5 protein-coding genes are annotated in these 2,461 nt (G+C 32.7%); 3 read left to right on the forward strand and 2 right to left on the reverse strand.

Annotation, left to right across the window (positions count from 1 at the left end; all coding sequences use genetic code 11):
• Positions 1-14: 14 nt before the first annotated feature.
• Positions 15-812, reverse strand: coding sequence for an EAL domain-containing protein (locus tag ACZQCL_RS08720; protein ID WP_482482844.1), 798 nt, complete (start codon positions 810-812; stop codon positions 15-17).
• Positions 813-971: 159 nt separating this feature from the next.
• Between ACZQCL_RS08720 and ACZQCL_RS08725 the strand changes: the two genes are divergently transcribed.
• Together ACZQCL_RS08725 and ACZQCL_RS08730 are read left to right on the forward strand one after the other, a co-directional pair.
• Positions 972-1,103 carry a hypothetical protein gene (locus ACZQCL_RS08725; RefSeq protein ID WP_333882698.1) on the forward strand — a complete coding sequence of 44 codons (132 nt, stop codon included), beginning with the start codon at positions 972-974 and terminating at the stop codon, positions 1,101-1,103.
• On the forward strand, positions 1,100-1,360 hold the full coding sequence (locus ACZQCL_RS08730) for a phosphatidylinositol-specific phospholipase C domain-containing protein (RefSeq protein ID WP_443864796.1): 261 nt from the start codon (positions 1,100-1,102) through the stop codon (positions 1,358-1,360). The genes ACZQCL_RS08725 and ACZQCL_RS08730 overlap by 4 nt, the downstream gene beginning before the upstream one ends.
• 107 nt (positions 1,361-1,467) lie before the next feature.
• Here ACZQCL_RS08730 and ACZQCL_RS08735 read toward each other — a convergent pair whose 3' ends face one another.
• A complete protein-coding gene (locus ACZQCL_RS08735; protein ID WP_482482847.1) occupies positions 1,468-2,196 on the reverse strand; it encodes an SPOUT family RNA methyltransferase in 729 nt (242 codons plus the stop codon).
• A 73-nt stretch (positions 2,197-2,269) separates the two neighbouring features.
• Here ACZQCL_RS08735 and ACZQCL_RS08740 point away from each other — a divergent pair.
• A partial coding sequence (locus ACZQCL_RS08740; RefSeq protein ID WP_482482849.1) for a hypothetical protein occupies positions 2,270-2,461 on the forward strand: 192 nt, incomplete at its 3' end.

Below are 2,461 nucleotides of genomic sequence, written 5' to 3' on the forward strand. Positions count from 1 at the left end.
ATTTTATCTCCTTTTTATACCTTTATTATACCACAATTATCCCATTGTTTAGGAATTAAATATTCTAACGCTTGACTCGCTACACCATTAAACTTACGCTCAGGTATACCCAGATAGTAGCCTTGCCCATAATGTACATGTAAGTTACATATACATTCTAATTCTTCTTGTGTTTCAATGCCTTCTGCGATTAATTTCAATCCCATTTCATCACAATAATTCACTAATAATTTCATCATACTTTGTTTAGACTTACTTAAATGAATATTACGTACTAATTCAATATCGGCCTTTAAATAATTGGGCGTTGTATTCACAACACGATTTAATCCAGAATACCCAGCTCCAACATCATCTAAAGCAATCTGATACCCTTGATCAATATAGTGATTCATAATGGATTGAAGCAACACATAGTTTTCAATGTCAGTTCTTTCCGTAATTTCAAAGACAATGTCTTCATTTAATAAACCAAACTTTTCTAATTTTCGATTGGTAAAACCAGAAATAAAGTTAGAATCTTGAAAGATCTTTCCATCCACATTTAAGAATATTTTTGTTTCCAAAGGCTTATTCACGGATGTCTCTAAAGCTTTATCTCGACAAAGCTTCTCTAGTTTCCATACATAGCCATATGCTTCAGCTACTTTAAATAATTCTTCTATATTCATGTACAATTCTTTATTTCCAATCCGACTTAACGATTCATAGGCTACGACTTGACATGTTTCTAAATCTACAATGGGTTGAAACACAGGATAAACAGCTTTTGTATCTAAAATTGTCAATAGTGCTTGTTTTTTCTTGTTCACAATTATGAGATTACCAAAGATTTATTAATGAATATACAAACTGAAATTAATTCTTTGTAAAATATGATACACTATTCTTAAGCATAGACACACTTAAAGGAAAATAATATTATGAAAACAATTCAAAGAACACTCGGGATTTTTATAATCCTTTTTTCCATGCTTATTTCACCGGTTCAGGCAAAGGAAAACACATCATCAAACTGGATGCAAAGTATTTCAGGAGATACAAAGCTTGGTGCATTACGATTCCAGGTACACATGATTCAGCCACACAATATGTTAGTTTGAGTCCAATCTTTCAATGTCAAGATACAGACATTAAAACACAACTAGAAAATGGCTATCGCTATTTAGATATGCGCTTGGTTTTAAAGAATGATAATCTTATCTTGAAACACAACTTTGCCAAGTGTAGAAAATCCAAATCTTTCTTTTCTACACCACTCACTTTAGATGATGTATTAGAGGATATTTATACTTTTCTAGACAAACATCCATCTGAAACCGTTATCTTTTGTGCGAAGAAAGAAAATAGGGGTATTTAAAGGAATATGATTGGCAGAAAAAGAATTATGGTATCTTCATTGTTGATTTTGCAGATCAAGAATTAGCGCACAAAAGTTATTTGACAAATTAAAAGAGTCAAAGCACTTTAATTCGCTTTGACTTTCTTTTGTCTTAATATTTCAAAACTAAATACAGCAGCAGCACTAGCTGAATCTAAGGCATTTCTAAAATCTCTACCGTATTCTACGACAATATTTTGTTTGGATGCTGCCGTAATGGTTGAGCTAAGCCCTCTTAAGGCGCCGCCTAAACATAAACAGAAATCCGATTCAAAAGTATAGTCATAGAGTCCTACGGCATCTTTTCTGTGGGCACACAAAATAGGAAGTTCATTCTTTTTACAATAGTCTACTAATTCTTCATCTGAATCTACAAAATAGATCGGTAGTTTTTCATAGGCACCGGCACTTGCCTTTAAAATGGTTTGTTCGGCAAAGCTCCAGTCTCGTTTTGGAAGAATCATCGCATCACATCCAGATGCATAGAGAGTCCTTGAAATACTTCCCAAATTATATGGATCTTCTACGCCGTCGATGTAACAAAGAAATCCATGGACATGTGTTTCAATAAGTTGAGGAATCTGTTTTTCTTCAGCTATAAGTAAAATACCTCCATGTGTTTTCCCTGTTGCCAATTCATTGATTTCATCACGCGAACAAAAAACGACTTCACAGCCACGACTTTTGGCAATTTTAGCCAAATATCTTGTATCTTTTGTATTTTTTTTCTTATCAATATATAGTTTTTTACAATCTCGAGACCTTGCTTCTAATAGGGCTTTGCAGGAAATGGCCCCTTCAAATATTTTTTCCATACGACTATTATAATGGCTTTTATAATTTTTTTCTAGATGCTATTATATATGGTATGGAAGGAGTCTTACTTAAATGCATTTTAAATTAACCCAAGAAATGAAGCAGCGAATCATCGTTTATTCTACGTCTTTCATTATCGCAATCTTATTTTTTACAATATTGAATAAATTTAAGGACATTAAACGAGCCATTCAGTTTATATTAACGATACTATTTCCTTTCCTTCTTGGAATTGGATTGGCGTTTATATTAAACAATCCACAA

This window comes from Holdemanella sp., from assembly GCF_056804935.1.